Origin of the sequence: Marinibacterium sp. SX1 (genome assembly GCF_050389775.1) — a bacterium.
Lineage (GTDB): Bacteria > Pseudomonadota > Alphaproteobacteria > Rhodobacterales > Rhodobacteraceae > Marinibacterium.
In genome coordinates, this window is the sequence record NZ_CP177144.1 from 666,318 (window position 1) to 682,606 (window position 16,289).

General features: G+C 66.6%; 18 protein-coding genes. 9 read left to right on the plus strand and 9 right to left on the minus strand.

Annotated features, from left to right (window positions below; translation table 11 throughout):
* Positions 1 to 2: 2 nt before the first annotated feature.
* Positions 3 to 1,616 carry a COG4223 family protein gene (locus tag ACK3BB_RS03050; RefSeq protein WP_428927261.1) on the minus strand — a complete coding sequence of 538 codons (1,614 nt, stop codon included), beginning with the start codon at positions 1,614 to 1,616 and terminating at the stop codon, positions 3 to 5.
* Positions 1,617 to 1,668: 52 nt separating this feature from the next.
* A complete protein-coding gene (locus tag ACK3BB_RS03055) occupies positions 1,669 to 2,379 on the minus strand; it encodes a uroporphyrinogen-III synthase (RefSeq protein ID WP_428927262.1) in 711 nt (236 codons plus the stop codon).
* A 105-nt stretch (positions 2,380 to 2,484) separates the two neighbouring features.
* Here ACK3BB_RS03055 and tsaD point away from each other — a divergent pair, with 105 nt between their 5' ends.
* The 5 genes from tsaD to ACK3BB_RS03080 all read left to right on the plus strand — a co-directional run bounded on the left by tsaD (position 2,485) and on the right by ACK3BB_RS03080 (position 5,800).
* The gene (gene tsaD, locus ACK3BB_RS03060; protein WP_428927263.1) at positions 2,485 to 3,579 is read left to right on the plus strand and encodes a tRNA (adenosine(37)-N6)-threonylcarbamoyltransferase complex transferase subunit TsaD; all 1,095 of its coding nucleotides are present in this window, start codon (positions 2,485 to 2,487) and stop codon (positions 3,577 to 3,579) included.
* Positions 3,576 to 4,526, plus strand: a complete 951-nt coding sequence (locus ACK3BB_RS03065; RefSeq protein ID WP_428927264.1) for an NAD(P)H-dependent glycerol-3-phosphate dehydrogenase — start codon at positions 3,576 to 3,578, stop codon at positions 4,524 to 4,526. Before tsaD ends, ACK3BB_RS03065 begins: the two co-directional genes overlap by 4 nt.
* Before the next feature lie 3 nt (positions 4,527 to 4,529).
* Positions 4,530 to 4,802, plus strand: coding sequence for a YciI family protein (locus ACK3BB_RS03070; RefSeq protein WP_428927265.1), 273 nt, complete (start codon positions 4,530 to 4,532; stop codon positions 4,800 to 4,802).
* On the plus strand, positions 4,802 to 5,221 hold the full coding sequence (locus ACK3BB_RS03075) for an EVE domain-containing protein (RefSeq protein WP_428927266.1): 420 nt from the start codon (positions 4,802 to 4,804) through the stop codon (positions 5,219 to 5,221). Before ACK3BB_RS03070 ends, ACK3BB_RS03075 begins: the two co-directional genes overlap by 1 nt.
* Before the next feature lie 180 nt (positions 5,222 to 5,401).
* The gene (locus ACK3BB_RS03080) at positions 5,402 to 5,800 is read left to right on the plus strand and encodes a DUF1761 domain-containing protein (protein ID WP_428927267.1); all 399 of its coding nucleotides are present in this window, start codon (positions 5,402 to 5,404) and stop codon (positions 5,798 to 5,800) included.
* A gap of 274 nt (positions 5,801 to 6,074) precedes the next feature.
* On the opposite strand, the gene ACK3BB_RS03085 is transcribed toward ACK3BB_RS03080, so the two are convergent.
* The 4 genes from ACK3BB_RS03085 to ahcY all read right to left on the minus strand — a co-directional run bounded on the left by ACK3BB_RS03085 (position 6,075) and on the right by ahcY (position 9,612).
* The gene (locus ACK3BB_RS03085) at positions 6,075 to 6,416 is read right to left on the minus strand and encodes a DUF2853 family protein (RefSeq protein WP_428927268.1); all 342 of its coding nucleotides are present in this window, start codon (positions 6,414 to 6,416) and stop codon (positions 6,075 to 6,077) included.
* 99 nt (positions 6,417 to 6,515) lie between these two features.
* Positions 6,516 to 7,316 carry a transporter gene (locus tag ACK3BB_RS03090; protein ID WP_428927269.1) on the minus strand — a complete coding sequence of 267 codons (801 nt, stop codon included), beginning with the start codon at positions 7,314 to 7,316 and terminating at the stop codon, positions 6,516 to 6,518.
* A gap of 168 nt (positions 7,317 to 7,484) precedes the next feature.
* On the minus strand, positions 7,485 to 8,051 hold the full coding sequence (locus ACK3BB_RS03095) for a hypothetical protein (protein WP_428927270.1): 567 nt from the start codon (positions 8,049 to 8,051) through the stop codon (positions 7,485 to 7,487).
* A gap of 166 nt (positions 8,052 to 8,217) precedes the next feature.
* Entirely contained in the window at positions 8,218 to 9,612 is a 1,395-nt protein-coding gene (gene ahcY, locus ACK3BB_RS03100; RefSeq protein WP_428927271.1) for an adenosylhomocysteinase, read from the minus strand.
* A gap of 131 nt (positions 9,613 to 9,743) precedes the next feature.
* Here ahcY and ACK3BB_RS03105 point away from each other — a divergent pair, with 131 nt between their 5' ends.
* Together ACK3BB_RS03105 and ACK3BB_RS03110 are read left to right on the plus strand one after the other, a co-directional pair.
* Positions 9,744 to 10,511, plus strand: a complete 768-nt coding sequence (locus ACK3BB_RS03105; protein ID WP_428927272.1) for an FkbM family methyltransferase — start codon at positions 9,744 to 9,746, stop codon at positions 10,509 to 10,511.
* A 51-nt stretch (positions 10,512 to 10,562) separates the two neighbouring features.
* Positions 10,563 to 11,159, plus strand: a complete 597-nt coding sequence (locus ACK3BB_RS03110) for an HD domain-containing protein (protein WP_428927273.1) — start codon at positions 10,563 to 10,565, stop codon at positions 11,157 to 11,159.
* An 82-nt stretch (positions 11,160 to 11,241) separates the two neighbouring features.
* Here the strand turns inward: ACK3BB_RS03110 and ACK3BB_RS03115 are convergent, their stop codons facing one another.
* The 3 genes from ACK3BB_RS03115 to ACK3BB_RS03125 form a co-directional block, all read right to left on the minus strand.
* Complete coding sequence (locus ACK3BB_RS03115; protein ID WP_428927274.1) at positions 11,242 to 11,550, minus strand: hypothetical protein; 309 nt, start codon at positions 11,548 to 11,550, stop codon at positions 11,242 to 11,244.
* 277 nt (positions 11,551 to 11,827) lie between these two features.
* Positions 11,828 to 12,382, minus strand: coding sequence for an ActR/PrrA/RegA family redox response regulator transcription factor (locus ACK3BB_RS03120; protein WP_428927275.1), 555 nt, complete (start codon positions 12,380 to 12,382; stop codon positions 11,828 to 11,830).
* A 68-nt stretch (positions 12,383 to 12,450) separates the two neighbouring features.
* Positions 12,451 to 13,071 carry an SCO family protein gene (locus ACK3BB_RS03125; RefSeq protein ID WP_428927276.1) on the minus strand — a complete coding sequence of 207 codons (621 nt, stop codon included), beginning with the start codon at positions 13,069 to 13,071 and terminating at the stop codon, positions 12,451 to 12,453.
* A 104-nt stretch (positions 13,072 to 13,175) separates the two neighbouring features.
* On the opposite strand from ACK3BB_RS03125, the gene regB reads away from it, so the two are divergent.
* Positions 13,176 to 14,573, plus strand: a complete 1,398-nt coding sequence (gene regB, locus ACK3BB_RS03130) for a sensor histidine kinase RegB (RefSeq protein ID WP_428927277.1) — start codon at positions 13,176 to 13,178, stop codon at positions 14,571 to 14,573.
* A 129-nt stretch (positions 14,574 to 14,702) separates the two neighbouring features.
* Positions 14,703 to 16,286 (plus strand): PAS-domain containing protein, encoded by a 1,584-nt coding sequence (locus ACK3BB_RS03135; RefSeq protein WP_428927278.1) that lies wholly within the window; start codon positions 14,703 to 14,705, stop codon positions 16,284 to 16,286.
* Positions 16,287 to 16,289 lie beyond the last annotated feature (3 nt).

The following is a 16,289-nucleotide window of genomic DNA, read 5'->3' on the forward strand; positions in this document are numbered from 1 at the left end:
CTTCAGTTCGTGTTCAGGTCAGCGGCAACCGCGTTGACCGCGGCCAGCGCATCGCGTCGCTGCGTTGCCATCTCGACCCAGCCGGCCATCTTCTCGGCCGCGACGGGCGGCAGCGCGTCAAGCTCGATCAGGGCGGTGGACAGGTCTTCGCGTTTCAGGGCGTCCTCGGCCCGGCTGAGGATGGCATCGGTGTCGTTGCCCTCCTGCGGGGTGGTCGACCGGGCGCCAAGCTGGCGCTTGAGGAAGGCGCCGATGCCCTTGGTCGAATTGGGGTCGTCGAGCCGCGCGGCATCCAGCGCGTCTCGGGCAGCCGGCGGGAATTCGGCCAGCAGCATGCCCTGTGTCGGCACGCCGTCACCGGCCGGGCCGGACAGCGCCGCCGGCACCTCGGCCCCGGCATCACCGATCGGGCCAAGCGAGTCGGCATAGGGTTCGCCATCGCTCAGCGCGCCCCGGATGATCGCCACCGAGGTCTGGGCCGCGGCAAGCCGTTGAGCCTGCGCCGCTTCTTCCTGCAGGCGGTTGGTGTTCTCGGCCATCGTCGTGGCGTCGTCGACCATGGATTGCGCATCGGCCAACAGCGCATCGATACGGGTCTTTTCGTCATCGACGATGCCGGCCAGCCGGCCGCCCTGTTCGGCGATCAGCGTGTCGAATTCCTCGCGGATCGTCGTGCGCTCGTCGGCCAGCGCCCGGCGGACGCCGTCCAGCTCGCGTTCATAGGCGGCGATGGCCTCGTCCGAGAGGTTTTCGGCAATGGGACGCTTTTCCAGCGTCGAGACACGGACATCCAGCGCGTCGAGCCGGACGGTCAGGTTCTCGATGCCGGTGCGCAGATCGCCCAGCCCGTCCTGCACATTTGCCATATCACCCTGAAGCGCGGCGATGCCGTCCTGCAGCGGGTTGACATCGGGGATCTGCAGGCCGGACAGCCGGCCGTCGAGATCGTCGATCCGCGTCGACAGCGCATCGACCGAACCGCCCAGGTCGGACACCTGCCGGCCGGTTTCGGTCAGCTGGCCCGATTGCGCGGCGGTGGTGTCTTCGAGAGCGGCGATGGGCGTGGCGTAATCGGTGCCCCGCAGGAAGGCCGGCAGGCTGGATTCAACGCCCGGCGGCAGGTCGGCCCGAGCGGCGACAAAGCCCGCCCCGGCGGCCACGACACCGCCGATGAAGACCGGCCAGAAGCCGCGTTTCTGGATCACAGTCCTTTCGACCACGGTTTCCGTGGGCATCGGCGGCGGGGCCGGTTGCGGATCTTGCGCCGTCTCGGCCTCCGGCTCGATCAGCTCGGGGTCGATCTCGGTGTCGGCCACGGGATCGTCTAGCAGCTCGGCCTCGGCCGTCTCGACGGCCTCATCCGGGCTGTCGTCCGGATCGCCTGCGATTTCAGCATCGCCCCCGGTGACCGTGTCGCCATCCGGCGTGTCGGTCGCATCGGTCCCGGGCGTGGTGGCATCGGGGGTCTCATCGTCCCGGGACGCACCTTCGGAGCGAATTTCCTCGAACTCGGCATCGACGATATCGGGCGTCTTGCCTTCTTCGGAAACGCCGTCCTTCGGCTTGTCGTCTGCGGGGAACTCGGCACCCTGTGTTTCGTCTTTTTTCTCAGCCAATGATGCTTCCCCGTCGATTCTCAAATGTCGCAGAGCCCTGCGTGAAAGAATATTAGTGCCGGCCCTCTGGCCTCTCAACCCGACAAAGGCGGCGGAGTGCCGCCTTTAGTGCCGCATCCATGCCGTCCCGCGTGGGGTTGTCGCATGTTTGCAGGCTGCTGATGTCGGGAACGTGAACCTCCTCCGCGACGGCAGGACTCAGGGCGATCACGTGCAAGGGCGCAAGTGCTTTGACGTCGCGTGAGAGGAGTGCCGCCGAGCGTGGTGAAAAAATGGGCAGAATGACCGGCTCTGCCCCGGCAAGGGCCGCCCGGGCCTCGGCCGTCAGCGGGCGCTCGGGTTGGTCATAGATCACCCGGTCGCGGGCATCGATCCCGGCCTGGCGCAGGCGGGCGGCCACCTCGCCCCGGGCATGGGCGCCGTGCAGGTGCAGCAGCGGCCCGGCGGGCGGATCGGCCACCAGCGCGGCCACCAGCGCATCGGCCGTGGGTCCGGCGCACCGGGCCTGCCAGCCGGCGGCCCGGGCGGCCCGGGCCGTGGCCTCGCCGACCGTCACCACCGGCAGCGCCCGCGACAGGCCCTGGCCCGCCGCCGCGGCCACCCCGTTCGCCGAGCTGAAGACAAGCGTGCCGCCGACCACCGGCGGGCCGGGCTCGCGCGGCACGATATCCATGACCGGCGCGATCACCACCCGCTGGCCCATCTGCGGCAAACGCCGGGCCAGCGCTTCGGAGGCCGCCCGCGGACGGGTCAGCAGAAGCACCGGGCCGGGATGGCATTGAGGGCTCTCGGGATTGTTTGGCACGGCTGCGAGTGTTACCTGCCGTCTGTTCACGATGCAACGGATGCGCCCCGCGCGCGGCACCCCATGACCCGACCGCTGACCCTTCTTGGCCTTGAAAGCAGCTGCGATGACACGGCGGCCGCCGTGGTGCGCCAGGATGACACGGGCACCCGTATCCTGTCGTCGGTCGTGCATGGCCAGGCCGAGATCCATGCCGATTTCGGCGGGGTCGTGCCGGAAATCGCCGCCCGGGCCCATGCGGAAAAGCTGGATCTCTGCGTGATCGAGGCGCTGGACCAGGCCGGGCTGAGCCTGTCCGGGATCGACGCGCTGGCCGTGACCGCCGGGCCGGGGCTGATCGGCGGGGTGATGGCCGGGGTGATGATGGCCAAGGGCATTGCCACCGGCGCCGGGCTGCCGCTGGTCGGCGTCAACCACCTGGCCGGCCATGCGCTGACCCCACGGCTGACCGACGGGCTGCACTATCCCTACCTGATGCTGCTGGTCTCGGGCGGCCATTGCCAGTTCCTGGTCGTGCGCGGGCCCGAGGATTTCACCCGACTGGGCGGCACGATCGACGATGCCCCGGGCGAGGCCTTTGACAAGTCGGCCCGCCTGCTGGGCCTGGCCCAGCCCGGCGGACCCTCGGTCGAGGCCGAGGCCGCACAGGGCGATCCCCGCCGCTTTGCCTTTCCCCGGCCGCTGCTCGACCGGCCGGATTGCAACCTGTCCTTCTCGGGGCTGAAGACCGCGCTCTTGCGCGCGCGCGACGGGGTTGTTGCCGAAAAGGGCGGGCTGACCCGGGTCGACCGGGCGGATCTGTGTGCCGGGTTCCAACAGGCCGTGGCCGATGTGCTGGCCGAAAAGACCCGCCGTGCGCTGCGGATCTACATGGGCGAAAGCCCGGCCCAACCGGCCCTGGCCGTGGCCGGCGGGGTGGCCGCCAACCAGACCATCCGCGCCGCGCTGGAACAGGTGGCCGCCGAGGCCGGCGCCCGGTTTACCGCCCCGCCCCTGCGCCTGTGCACCGACAATGCCGCGATGATAGCCTATGCCGGGCTGGAACGGTTCCGGCTGGGCCATGTCGACGGGATGGACCTGGCCGCCCGGCCGCGCTGGCCGCTGGACACCACCCAGCCGGGGCTGGTCGGCGGCGGGCGCAAGGGAGCCAAGGCGTGATCGGCGTTCTGGGCGGCGGCGCCTTTGGCACGGCGCTGGCCGTGGCCCTGTCGGCCAAGGGGCCAGTCGCCCTGTGGACCCGCTCGGCCGAAGCCGCCCGTGCCATGGCCGACCACCGCGAGAACGCGACCTACCTGCCCGGCGTGACCCTGCCCGACGGGCTGCGCCCGACCGACCGGATCGCCGACCTGGCCGATTGTGACATCATCCTGCTGTCGGTGCCCATGCAGCAATTGCGCGGCGTGCTGGCCGCCCATGGCCCGGCCCTGGCCCATGCCCGGCTGGTGGCGTGTTGCAAGGGCATCGAGCTGGACACCGGGCTGGCCCCGCACCAGGTCATTTCCGCCGCCCTGCCCGACGCCCGCCCGGCCCTGCTGACCGGGCCCAGCTTTGCCGCCGACATCGGCCGCGGCCTGCCCACGGCCCTGACCCTGGCCGCGTCTGACGGCGCCGGGCTGCAGGAGCGTCTGTCGACCCCGGTTCTACGGCTCTATCGCACCGATGACCTGACCGGCGCGGCGATGGGCGGTGCGCTGAAGAATGTCATGGCCATTGCCTGCGGCGCGGCGATCGGCGCCGGGCTGGGCGACAGCGCCCGCGCCGCGCTGATGACCCGCGGCTATGCCGAGATGCTGCGCTATGCCCGCGCCCATGACGCCCGGCCCGACACGCTGGCCGGCCTGTCGGGGCTGGGCGACCTGGCCCTGACCTGCATGTCCGAGCAATCGCGCAACTACCGGCTGGGCCTTGCCATCGGCGCGGGGACGGGCTTTCATCCCGCCCGCACGGTCGAAGGCGCGGCCACGTCCCGGGCCGTGGCCGCCGTCGCCCGGCAGCGCGGCATCGACATGCCGATCACCGAAGGCGTCGTTGCGCTTCTGGACCGCACCGAAACATTGGCCGGCGTGATGGACCGGCTGCTGGCCCGACCGCTGAAAGAGGAATAACCCATGCTTATCGCATTGATCGCCAAGGACAAACCCGGCGCCCTGCAGGTCCGCAAGGACAACCGCGACGCCCACCTGGCCTATATCGCCGACACCGGCGTCGTGGCCCAGGCCGGCCCGCTGCTGGATGCCGAAGGCGAGATGTGCGGCTCGCTCGTCGTGCTGGATGTGGCCGACATGGCCGCCGCCCAGGCCTGGGCCGATGGCGACCCCTATGCCGCCGCCGGGCTCTTTGCCTCGGTCGAACTGATCGCCTGGAAGAAGGTCATCGGCTGATGGCCTACTGGCTCTTCAAGTCCGAACCGTCGACCTGGAGCTGGGACAACCAGGTTGCCAAGGGCGACGCGGGCGAGGAATGGGACGGTGTTCGTAATTACCAGGCCCGCAATTTCATGCGCGAGATGAAGCTGGGCGACCTGGGGTTCTTCTATCATTCCCAGAAGGAAAAGGCCGTGGTCGGCATTGTCGAGGTCTGCGCCGAGGCGCATCCCGACAGCACCACCGACGATGACCGCTGGGAGTGCGTCGACATCAAGGCCGTCCGGCCCGTGGCCCGACCCGTGACGCTGGACCGCATCAAGACGGAACCGGGGCTGGAAGAGATGATCCTGGTGCGCAATTCGCGCCTGTCGGTGCAGCCCGTGACCGAGGCGGAATGGCAGATCATTTGCCGCCTGGCCGGGATTTCGGCCTGAAAACGGGCCGAATCCGGGGGTGACGGGCCGGGCACGCGCCGGCCGGTGATCTGACCTCGGCGTGCGCAAAACGGGCGAAACCCGGCCGTTCACACCCCCGGGTCGCAACGCAGGCTTGTTTTGCGGCGCAGCGTTCGCGCAAACTGTGGGGGCATTTCGTGTTTTCGTCCGGGTTTGCCCATGGAAATTCTCAGTGTGATCGTCGCGGCCCTGGCCAGCTACGGCTTTGGAGCCGCCTGGTACATGATCCTGTCGCGGCGCTGGATCGAAGCCTCGGGCGTGGCCGTTGACCCCACGACCGGCCGGCCGCGCAATGCCTCTGATCCGCTGCCCTATATCACCGCCTTTGTCGGGTCGTTGATGGTGGCCGGCATGATGCGCCATGTCTTTGCCGGCGCCGGGCTGGTCACGACGGGCGAAGGCATCCTGGCCGGGCTGGGCATCGGCCTGTTCCTAGTGACGCCCTGGATCGCGACCTTTTACGGCTTTGCCAACCGGCCCCGGGCGCTGACCCTGATCGATGGCGGATATGCCACCGGAGGTTGTGGCATGATCGGCCTGGTCCTGACGCTGTTCTAGCGCCGCCGCCGCCCAGCCAACGCCCAAACGCAGACCCATCGCCAACCCCGCGAACGCACTCGCCAAAAATGAAACGGAGGGTCCCGGTGCACCAGAACCCTCCGCTCCCCCGCGTGCTCCCAATCCACCACACGCGTTTGATCTGATAGGGTCTGGCCTCCTGGCCGGACAAGAAAGTGATACCCCAGGCGGAGCATTTTCTCAAACGCCAAGTCCCTAAAATGCGCAGCATCCGCGCCGCCGAACCCAGCCCGCGGCCCGGATGGCGCGCCGGTCAGGCGTAGACCGATTCCTTGCCGAAATGCTTGGTCAGCAGGTAATAGACCACCGCGCGATACTTGTTCCGCTCGGATTTGCCATAGGTCTCGATGACCTTTTCGATCCCGGACATCAGCTCGGGCCCATCCGCAAGTCCCAGTTTCTTCATCAGAAAATTGGTCTTCACGGTCTCCAGCTCGCCGGGCTGCGACGCCGCCACGGTGCTGGCGTCATCGTTGTAGATCGCCGGCCCGCAGCCGATCGTCACCTTGGTCAGCAACGCCATGTCGGGATCGACCCCGCATTTCGTCTTTAGATCTTCGGCGTATTTTTCGATAAGTTCGTCACGTTTACCCACGGTGGTCTCCTCGTTTTCCCCCGACACCAGGCGTGTCGGGCCAAGCTTACCCGCCCCTCGGCATGCGACAAGGAAAAACCCGGGGCCGGCGATGCGCCGCTACTTGGGATAGAGGAAGGTCACGATGAACCGAAAGCCCAGCCCCTCGGGCCCGGCATCCGGCCCGTCGAGCCAATAGCGGATGCCGCCACCGATGCTGACCGGCTGGCCGGCGATCTTGGTCAGCTTGCTGACCACCAGGTTGACCGGCACCGACGCCTCGTCGGTCAGCCAGTTATAGGTCGTTTCGCTATTGATCGTGTAGCTCCAGGCGCCGGGCGTGGTGTAGCTGAAAAACGGTTGGACAAAGGTGCTGGAGATATCCGTTCCGCCATCGCCACCGCCGACATCCCACAGGTGGTTGGCCAAGGTGCCGATTGTCCAGGGCCCGACCACCTCAAGCGCAACGCCGGTGACACCGGCGGCAAACTGGTCAGCGCCCAGCCCGTCCTGGCCGGTGGGCAGCAGGAACACCGGGCCGAAACCCCAGGTCAGCCCGCCGGCCGTCGGCGCGGCCGGTGACAGGAAAAAGCTTTGCAAGACATCGCCCAAACCGCTTTGCGAGGTGCCCGGCACGATGTCTTCCTGGTAGGTCAGCGGCACGATGGTCCGGCTGATCAGGTTCCACCGCGCGTTCAGCGAAATCGGCACGACTGGCTGGAAATTCGTGGTCAGCCGCGAGCCGTCGTCATTCGGCCCATAGCCTTCGTCCCAGTTGAACTGGAACGGAACCGAGATCAGCGAGGCCACGGGGTTGGACAATTGCTGGGCCAGCTCGGCATCACTGCTGGCCTGGGCCAGGGCCGCGCCGCCGGACAGGGCCGCAATCAGCGCAAAGGCCGCCTGACAGAATCGTTTCATCGCCACACTCCTACCGGTTACCCCTCAGGCGTATCATGGCCCGGGCCGGTCCGGCGATGATCCTTTGCAGCGGCCCCGCAATGCGCGGCATTTCCGCCATGCAACGCAAAACGGGCCCTCCTTGCGGAAGGCCCGTTGCGGCACCGGGACAGGTGCGATCCGAAGATCTTAGTTGGTCACGACCGGGGCGGTCGGTTCGGCAGCCGGGGCGTCCATCGACGGGCTGTCGGTCATCAGCTCGGCGATGGGCGTTTCGTCCGGCAGGCCCTCGACACCGGATTCATCGAATTCCGGCAGCGATTTCAGGGCTTCCTTGTCCATCGGCAGGATAAAGTTGCCGCTGTCCTGCAGGGTGAATTCCTCAAGCGAGATGGCCACGGTGTATTCGCCCAGGCCCAGGAAGCCGCCCACGCCGATCACACCGGCCGGGCCATCGGCCTGCGACACGACATAGTCGATCTCGCCGACGCGGTCGCCTTCGGGGCCTTCGACGACGCGGCCCACCACGTCACCGACGGTCATTTCGTCGATGCTGGCAAATTCGGGCGTCAGCTCGGGAGCGGCGGTGCCCATGTCGGTATTCATGTCGGTGCCCATACCGGTGCTCGGCTCGGCCTGCATCTCGGTGTTCGGCACGGCCGGGTCGGCAGCCGGGGCGGTGGTGTCCTGTGCAAAAGCCCCACCAGCCATCAGAGCGATCACAGCGGCGCCGAGAGTCATGTGCTTGGTATTCATGGTCTTTCCTCCAGTTTCCGTCTCAGTGGTTATGCCCAGACAATGCGCTGACCCCGCCTGTCGTTCCGCGTGTTCCGCAAAACAAAAACCCCCGGCAGGGCGGAACCTTGCCGGGGGTCTGGCGTTCGCGTGCCGGTTCCCGCCGATGGCGGAAAACCGGGCGAAATCAGTAGCGGTAATGTTCGGGTTTGAACGGCCCTTCGGGCGTCACGCCGATATAAGATGCCTGTTCGCCGCTCAGCGACGACAGTTTCACACCGATCTTGTCCAGGTGCAGCCGGGCGACCTTTTCATCGAGGTGCTTGGGCAGGACATAGACCTTGTTGTCGTATTCGGCGCCCTTGGTCCACAGCTCGATCTGGGCCAGCGTTTGGTTGGTGAAGGACGCCGACATCACGAAAGACGGGTGGCCGGTGGCGTTGCCCAGGTTCAGCAGGCGGCCTTCGGACAGCAGGATGATGCGGTTGCCCGAGGGCATCTCGATCATGTCGACCTGGTCCTTGATGTTGGTCCACTTGTGGTTCTTCAGGTTGGCGACCTGGATCTCGTTGTCGAAATGGCCGATGTTGCCGACGATCGCCATGTCCTTCATCTCGCGCATGTGCTCGATGCGGATGACGTCCTTGTTGCCGGTCGTCGTGACAAAGATGTCGGCCATGCCCACCACGTCTTCGAGCGTGGTGACCTGGAACCCGTCCATCGCGGCCTGCAGGGCGCAGATCGGGTCGATTTCCGTGACGATCACCCGCGCGCCGGCGCCGCGCAGCGAGGCGGCCGAGCCCTTGCCCACGTCGCCATAGCCGCAGACCACGGCGACCTTGCCGGCCATCATCGTGTCGGTGGCGCGGCGGATGCCATCGACCAGCGATTCCTTGCAGCCGTACTTGTTGTCGAATTTCGACTTGGTCACGCTGTCGTTGACGTTGATCGCCGGGAAGGGCAGCTGGCCGGCTTCGACCATCTGGTACAGGCGATGCACACCGGTGGTGGTTTCCTCGGACACGCCCTTGATCATCGCGCGCTGCTTGGTGAACCAGCCGGGGCTGGCGGCCAGGCGCTTCTTGATCTGGGCGAACAGCGCGACCTCTTCTTCCGAGGTCGGCGTTTCGATCAGCCCGGTCTCACCGGCTTCGACACGGGCGCCCATCAGGATGTACAGCGTCGCGTCGCCGCCATCGTCCAGGATCAGGTTGCAGCCGCCGTCTTCGAACATGAAGATCTTGTCGGCGTAATCCCAGTATTCCTCGAGCGTCTCGCCCTTGACGGCAAAGACCGGGATGCCGGCCTTGGCGATGGCCGCCGCGGCGTGATCCTGGGTCGAGAAGATGTTGCAAGACGCCCAGCGGACCTCGGCGCCCAGGGCGACCAGCGTTTCGATCAGAACGCCGGTCTGGATGGTCATGTGCAGCGATCCCGCGATCCGCGCACCTTTCAGCGGCTTGGCCTCGCCGTATTCCGCGCGCAGGGCCATCAGGCCCGGCATCTCGGTCTCGGCAATGTCCAGTTCCTTGCGACCGAATTCAGCCAGCGAAATGTCTTTGACGATATAATCGGTTGTCATGAAGTGCGTCTCCCAGGGGGTTTGCAGTTTCGCTAACAGGTCGCCGGGCTCAATTCAATATGACCGCCTCGATTGCATGGATCGGCGCGGCCTGACATTGTGGTAACAGGTACAAAGGGACCAGTTTGCTCATGACGCAGCCCCAGGTTTTCGGCATTCCCGGTGAAGAGCCGGCATTCGGACATTTCATCGCGCAGAACCGCCATGGCACCTATTGCGTGCCCGAGGATTACGCCCATCGCGAGGTGCCCACGATCCTGGCCGCCGGCGAGGTCTATGAAACCGACACGCTGGATTTCCTGGCGCGGCTCTATCCCGGGGGCGACATCGTCAGCGGCGGTGCCTTTGTCGGGGATTTCCTGCCCTTCCTCAGCCGGCTGGTCGCCGCGGATTCACGGGTCATCTCCTTCGAGCCGCACCCGATCTCGTGGCATGCCGCGCAGCGCACGCTGCGCCTGAATGAGCTGACCAATGTCGATATCGCGCCGGTGGCCGTGGGCGCGCGGGCCGAAACCCTGCCGCTGCGCGTGGCCAAGCCCAACGGGCGGCCCCTGGCCGCGGCGGCGCGGCTGGTGCCGGGGGCCGAGAACACCGACGGCATGGTCAATGTCGACGTGGTGCGGCTGGACGACATGCTGGACGGCGGGCGCTGGGTGTCGATCCTGCACCTGGACGTGGAAGGCCATGAAGAGGCCGCCCTGCGCGGGGCACAGGGGCTGTTGCAGCGGTGCCGGCCCTTCGTCGTGCTGGAAGCCGCCGCGCCCAAGCGGCAGGCCCAGCGCATCGACGGCTACCTCGCCATCCTGCGCGAGCTGGCCCCCGAGGCCGGCTATGACAAGCAGGACATCATCGCCAGCGACGGCAACGTGGTCTTTGCCCCCGGGCTGGCACCGGAGTGATTGAAGCGGCAGGCGGAAGGGTCTAGGAGGCGGCTCGATCGGAGGATTGTGATGCCGCCCAAGACTCAACGCGCCTGGCAACGTATGCTTTCCGGCCGGCGGCTGGACCTGCTGGACCCCACCCCGGTCGATATCGAGATCGAGGACATCGCCCACGGGCTGGCCTTTGTCGCCCGGTGGAACGGGCAGACCGCCGGCGATTATGCCTATTCGGTGGCCGAACATTCGCTGCTGGTCGAAGAGATCTTTGGCCGGATGCAGCCCGAAGCGCCCGTCAAATGGCGGCTGGCCGCGCTGCTGCATGATGCGCCCGAATACGTCATCGGTGACATGATTTCCCCGGTCAAGGCGGCGGTCGGACCCGATTACGGGGCGCTGGACGATCGGCTGACGGCCGCAATCCACATCCGCTTCGGCCTGCCCGCGGCGATCCCCGTGCGCGTGAAGAAACAGATCAAGAAGGCCGACAAGGTCTCCGCCTGGATGGAAGCCACCCGGATCGCCGGGTTTTCACAGGCCGAGGCCACCAAGTTCTTTGGTCGCCCGTCGCCTGAACTGATCGACGGCCTTGATATCGTGCTGCGGCCCCCGGTTGCCGTGCGACAGGATTTCACCGCGCGCCATGCCGAGCTGATGGCCCGGTTCTGAGCGCGGATCCCCGAAAGAGCCCGGCAAGACCCCAGGAAAGACCCCCGCGCCGGCCCCTCCCCCGGGCCGTGTCGCGGATGGCTCAGCCGGCAATGCCCTCGACGGTCTCGACCAGCGCGGTGTGCCAGCCCTGGCCCGTGGCCATGATGCAGGCGAAACCGTCGGCGCGGGTGACAAAGACCGTGAAGCTGCCCGATTGCGAGCTCCAGATCTCGACCAGCTGCTGGGCATTCTGCATGCCGCCGCCGGTCAGCGATTCCGAGTATTTGGATTCCAGCGTCTGCACGAGAACGTCACGCGGCAGACAGCGCGGGCTTTGTTGGGCAAGGACCGGCGGCGCGAGGGCGGCAACCCCGAACACGACGGCCATGGCGAGAGTACGCTTGAACATGGCAACCTCCAGTTTTCCAAGGGGCCCCGAACATCGGCCGGCCCCGTTGCGTCGTGGGAAAACTATGAAGGCCGGCGGCTTAATGGGCTGTGAAGCGCGTCACAATCCTGCCGCATTTCGCCTGATCCCCTTTTGTTTCACGGCCCGCCACCCATGATTACGGGCGGGCCGTCAGCCACTTACAGGGGATGCATCATTTTTGTGCAGTCTGTCGAAAATTCTTCGCAACGGGCCGGTTTTCCCCTTTTCCGGGGAAAACGGCTGATTCTCCGCCCCCTCAGCGCGGCGAGCGCTTGGCCAGGATCCGTTGCAGCGTCCGCCGGTGCATGTTCAGCCGCCGCGCGGTTTCCGAGACATTGCGGTCGCACAGTTCATAGACCCGCTGGATATGTTCCCAGCGCACCCGGTCGGCGCTCATCGGGTTCTCGGGCGGCGGGGGCAGTTCGTCGCCCTTGGCCAGCAGCGCATTGGTGATGTCGGTGGCATCGGCGGGCTTGGACAGGTAATCCGTCGCCCCGATCTTGACCGCCGCAACCGCCGTGGCGATGGCCCCGTAGCCGGTCAGCACGACAACCCGGCAATCGGGCCGTTTCTCCCGCAGCACCTCGACCACGTCCAGCCCGTTGCCGTCTTCGAGCCGCAGGTCGACGACGGCAAAGGCCGGCGGCCGCGCCGTGGCGATGGCACGGCCGGCGGCAACGGACCCGGCGGTCTCGATCTCGAAACCGCGCTTTTCCATGGCCTTGGCCAGCCGCCGCAGGAAGGGTTCGTCGTCATCGACCAGAAGCAGGCTCTTGTCCGCCCCGAGGTCCTGCAGCGTCCCGTCAGCCATGTTCCGTCTCCAACCTCTTTGTCGGCGCCAGGTTATGACGCCTCCGGCACAAGTTCAAATGCCAGCAATCAGCCGGCCTGGTCAAGGAAGCACCCCACCGCGTCGGCCAGTTCGTCGGCCGACATGTCGCGCCGGAAGAACCCGACCGTGCCGTGTTCAGGTAGTGTGAGGTAGGTGAAGGTCGAGTGATCGACGAGGTAATACTCGTCGTCGGCGGGCTGGGCCTTGTAATAGGTCTTGTAGGCTTTCGACGCGGCATCGACCTGTTCGGGGCTGCCGGTCAGCCCGATCATCTTCTCGTGAAGGACCTCGGCAAAGTCGCCGACCACCTCGGGCGTGTCACGCTGCGGGTCGATGGTGATGAAGACCGGGGTCACCGACTGGCCGCGCTCTTGCAGGATGTCGACCGTCTCGGCGTTGCGCGTGGTGTCCAGCGGGCAGACATCGGGGCAGAAGGTATAGCCGAAATAGACCAGCGACGGTTCCGTGATCACATCGGCTTCGGTCACCGTGGCACCGGTCTTGTCGATCAGCTCGAACGGGCCGCCGATCTCGCCCCCGGCGACGGCGCCGCCGTTGCACTGGGCAAAGAGGTCGTCGCCGGGCTGGGCCAGCCGTGTGATCACATAGGTGCCACCCAGCACCGCGGCGACAACGGCCGCGGCGGCAATGGCGATGTAACGGGTCATGTACCTGTCTCCCAAGGCAGAGTTGAACCGGCTCCCCGGCCCCCGTAACAATCGGTCAGATCAATTGACGGGGCCGGCCGGGGCCGGACACGGGGCGCGCACGGATGCAGCAATCGGAGGTGAACTTAAGACTGGGCCAGCAGCGCGGCAACTGGATCCGCCTGCGCACGCTCATCCTGCTACGATGGGTCGCGATCGTCGGCCAGGTCACGGCGATCACCGTGGCCGAGCGCACCTATCACCTGACGCTGGATGTCGGCCTGTGTTTCCTGGCTGTGGGCGTGGCCGTGATCGGCAACCTGGTGGCCATGTTCGTCTATCCCGAGAACAAGCGCCTGACCGAGGCCGAGAACTTCCTGATGGTGCTGTTCGACCTGTTGCAGCTGTCCGCCCTGCTGTTCCTGACCGGCGGGCTGAACAACCCGTTCTCGGTCCTGCTGCTGGCTCCGGTGACCGTGGCGGCCAACGTGCTGTCGCTGCGTTCGACCATGCTGGTCGGCGGCACGGCCATTGTCATCGTCACCCTGCTGGCCGAATTCCACCTGCCCCTGCGCACCGATACCGGGGTTGTCCTGCAGGTTCCGGCGATCTTCGTCTTCGGCACCTGGCTGTCGCTGATCATCGCGACGATCTTCATGGCGCTCTATTCGCGGCGGGTTTCGTCCGAGATGAATTCCATGGCCGATGCGCTGACCGCGACCCAGATGGCCCTGGCCCGCGAACAGAAGCTGACCGACCTGGGCGGGGTGGTGGCCGCCGCCGCGCATGAGCTGGGCACGCCGCTGGCCACGATCAAGCTGACCTCGGCCGAGCTGATGGAAGAGCTCGACGACCGGCCCGACCTGCGCGAGGATGCCGCGCTGATCCGCCAGCAGGCCGACCGTTGCCGCGACATCCTGCGCGACATGGGACGGGCCGGAAAGGACGACCTGCACCTGCGCCAGGCGCCGCTGTCGGCCGTGCTGGAAGAAGCCGCCGAGCCGCATATGTACCGCGGCAAGCTGATCCATTTCGAGGACGGGCCCGGCGAGGGCGGTGACCTGCAGCAACCGTCGATCCTGCGCATGCCCGAGGTCATCCACGGCATGCGCAACCTGATCCAGAACGCGGTGGATTTCGCCCATGGCAATGTCTGGGTCGAATCGATGTGGACGGCCGACCGGATCACGGTGCGGATTCTCGATGACGGCGACGGGTTTCCGGCGCATCTGATCGGGCGCATCGGCGACCCGTTCGTGCGCCGGCGCAAGACCGAGACCGAGCGCGCCGCGCGCCCGGAATACGAAGGCATGGGGCTGGGGCTGTTCATCGCCAAGACCCTGCTCGAACGCTCCGGGGCCGAGCTGAGTTTTGCCAATGGCACCGACCCTTACGGCAGCGATCTGCCCCCGGCCGAACGGCGCGGCGCGATCATCGAAGTGGCCTGGCCGCGCGACAAGATCGATGCCCGCGACAGCGCCAATGCCGTGCCGATCGGGGCCAACCGCCAGTTCCGCGCGTGAGTGCGGCGCACAACCGATGCAAGTGTTAAGTAGCGAGAATTCTCTTGGTTTCGCAATGAACTGATTAAGCTCGCGTTAACTCTTTTGCGGCCAGGATGGCGACTGAGCTTGACGCGACGGATTGCGGATATGGACTTTGCTGACGTGCTGGAATGGGCGGGCCTGGCGGCGCTTTGCGCTGCCGCCGCGATAGGGGCGACGATCTGGCTGCAGGCCGGGCGCAACGGTCCGTCCAGCCGATCGCGCCAGGTCGCCCGCCTGCCCGAGCAATCGGAACCGGTATTCCTGTTCGACGAGGACATGCTGATCGATTCCAGCGCCTCGGGCCGCGCCCTGCTGGAGGCCGATGAAGAGGATGGCACGCGTGCCGATCTCGACGACCTGGGCCTGTTGCGCCACATCCTGGCCAAGCGGTTCCTCGATCTCGACACGCTCGACACCATGACCGACGAGGCGGTGTTTTCCGCCCGCGATCCGCTGGACGGCTATGAATTGCTGGCCGAACGGCTCGAAGGCATCCTGCGGCTCGAAGTCCGGCCGGTCCAGCTGCCCGGCCTGGCCAATACCCGCAGCCCCGCCGCGCTGCATGCGCTCGAGGTCGAATACGACACGCTGCGCTCGACGATGGACCTGGCACCCTACCCGATCTGGCGGGTCAATGACGGTGGCGAGGTCAGCTGGTACAACGCGGCCTATGCCGACCTGTTTCATCGCACCCATGGCACGCGGCCACAGCCGGGCAAGCGGCTGTTCCAGTCGGGGCTGGATACCAAGCCCAGCGGCAGCCGGATCCGGGCGTCGATTTCCATTCCCGGCCAGGACAATTTCTATTGGTACGATGTCTGGATTGCCCGGCACGATGGCTATCGCATGTTCTATGCCGTCGATGTCGGCGCCGTGGTCAACGCCGAGATCGCCCAGCGGAACTTCGTGCAGACCCTGACCAAGACCTTTGCCCAGCTGTCCATCGGCCTGGCCATCTTCGACCGCAACCGCCAGCTGGCCCTGTTCAACCCGGCCCTGATCGACCTGACCTCGCTGCCCGCCGATTTCCTGTCGGCCCGGCCCAACCTGCTCAGCTTCTTCGACCGGCTGCGCGATGCGCGCATGATGCCCGAGCCCAAGAATTATTCGACCTGGCGCGACCAGATGGCCGACCTGGTCGCCGCCGCGGCCAATGGCGACTACCGCGAGACCTGGTCGCTGCCGTCCGGGTCGATCTACCAGGTCAGCGGTCGGCCCCATCCCGATGGCGCCGTGGCCTTCCTGTTCGAGGACATCACCGCCGAGGTCACCCTGACCCGCCGCTTCCGGTCCGAGCTGGAGATGAGCGAGGCGATCCTCGACCATCTTGACGACGCCGTTGCGGTCTTTGCGGCCAATGGCGTGCTGACCCTGTCGAACGCCGCCTATCGCCAGCTGTGGAATGTCGACCCCGATGCCTCCTTTGCCGAGGTCACGATCCACGACGCCACCCGCGACTGGCAGTCCCGGTCGATGCCCACGCCGGTCTGGGGCGACCTGCGCGATTTCGTCGCCACCCCGGTCGAGCGGACGACCTGGTGGGCGGGCATCCGGCTGAACAATGGCGACGAGGTCATCTGCACCGTCCATCCGATCCAGGACGGCGCCACGCTGGTCTGTTTCCGCGGCAACCGGCTGACCGAAGCCGCCGGACAGGACGACGGCATGTTGCAGGCGGATGCGCGCTGATCG

What these genes read in the sequence shown, in the direction of transcription:
- tsaD (WP_428927263.1), top strand. Translation starts at nt 2,485, where the DNA reads ATGACCCGACCGCTGACCCTTCTTGGCCTTGAAAGCAGCTGCGATGAC.
- ACK3BB_RS03070 (WP_428927265.1), top strand. Translation starts at nt 4,530, where the DNA reads ATGCTTATCGCATTGATCGCCAAGGACAAACCCGGCGCCCTGCAGGTC.
- ACK3BB_RS03075 (WP_428927266.1), top strand. Translation starts at nt 4,802, where the DNA reads ATGGCCTACTGGCTCTTCAAGTCCGAACCGTCGACCTGGAGCTGGGAC.
- ACK3BB_RS03080 (WP_428927267.1), top strand. Translation starts at nt 5,402, where the DNA reads ATGGAAATTCTCAGTGTGATCGTCGCGGCCCTGGCCAGCTACGGCTTT.
- ACK3BB_RS03090 (WP_428927269.1), bottom strand. Translation starts at nt 7,316, where the DNA reads ATGAAACGATTCTGTCAGGCGGCCTTTGCGCTGATTGCGGCCCTGTCC.
- ACK3BB_RS03095 (WP_428927270.1), bottom strand. Translation starts at nt 8,051, where the DNA reads ATGAATACCAAGCACATGACTCTCGGCGCCGCTGTGATCGCTCTGATG.
- ahcY (WP_428927271.1), bottom strand. Translation starts at nt 9,612, where the DNA reads ATGACAACCGATTATATCGTCAAAGACATTTCGCTGGCTGAATTCGGT.
- ACK3BB_RS03105 (WP_428927272.1), top strand. Translation starts at nt 9,744, where the DNA reads ATGACGCAGCCCCAGGTTTTCGGCATTCCCGGTGAAGAGCCGGCATTC.
- ACK3BB_RS03110 (WP_428927273.1), top strand. Translation starts at nt 10,563, where the DNA reads ATGCCGCCCAAGACTCAACGCGCCTGGCAACGTATGCTTTCCGGCCGG.
- ACK3BB_RS03115 (WP_428927274.1), bottom strand. Translation starts at nt 11,550, where the DNA reads ATGTTCAAGCGTACTCTCGCCATGGCCGTCGTGTTCGGGGTTGCCGCC.
- ACK3BB_RS03120 (WP_428927275.1), bottom strand. Translation starts at nt 12,382, where the DNA reads ATGGCTGACGGGACGCTGCAGGACCTCGGGGCGGACAAGAGCCTGCTT.
- ACK3BB_RS03125 (WP_428927276.1), bottom strand. Translation starts at nt 13,071, where the DNA reads ATGACCCGTTACATCGCCATTGCCGCCGCGGCCGTTGTCGCCGCGGTG.
- regB (WP_428927277.1), top strand. Translation starts at nt 13,176, where the DNA reads ATGCAGCAATCGGAGGTGAACTTAAGACTGGGCCAGCAGCGCGGCAAC.
- ACK3BB_RS03135 (WP_428927278.1), top strand. Translation starts at nt 14,703, where the DNA reads ATGGACTTTGCTGACGTGCTGGAATGGGCGGGCCTGGCGGCGCTTTGC.